Source organism: Furfurilactobacillus entadae (genome assembly GCF_045862745.1).
In the GTDB taxonomy this organism is placed as follows: Bacteria; Bacillota; Bacilli; order Lactobacillales; family Lactobacillaceae; genus Furfurilactobacillus; species Furfurilactobacillus entadae.
On record NZ_BQXN01000062.1, the window covers coordinates 1 to 401 of the forward strand.

The 401-nt window shown below is 42.6% G+C and carries 1 protein-coding gene; it reads left to right on the plus strand.

Annotated elements, in window-relative coordinates:
* Positions 1 to 166: 166 nt before the first annotated feature.
* The coding region (locus tag ACKTR5_RS11760) for an IS3 family transposase (protein ID WP_407881699.1) at positions 167 to 401 on the plus strand (235 nt) is incomplete at its 3' end.

The following is a 401-nucleotide window of genomic DNA, read 5'->3' on the forward strand; positions in this document are numbered from 1 at the left end:
AGAAGTTACGCGAAGAGAATTTGATGTTAAGAATTGAGAATGCCTACCGAAAAAAACTAGATGCCTTAGATCGGGAAGAAGAAGCTCGAGAAAAATCGCACAAATCATCACAGAACTAAGGCAAATTTTTCGAGTTTCTTTAGCACTCGTTCTCCGGGTAGTTCACTTGTCACGGAGCACTTACTATTACGCTAGACAAACCGGCACGAACACAACTGCCGATGCCCAGTTAATTCAGGCGATTGACGAAGCTAAACGCGGTAATAAACATTACGGTTATCGCCGTGTAACGGCTGAATTGCATCAACAAGGTTTCAACGTAAATCATAAGCACGTCTTACGTTTGATGCATCAGATGGCCTGTCTATCGACAGCCTACAACCGTAAAACGCGTAAATATA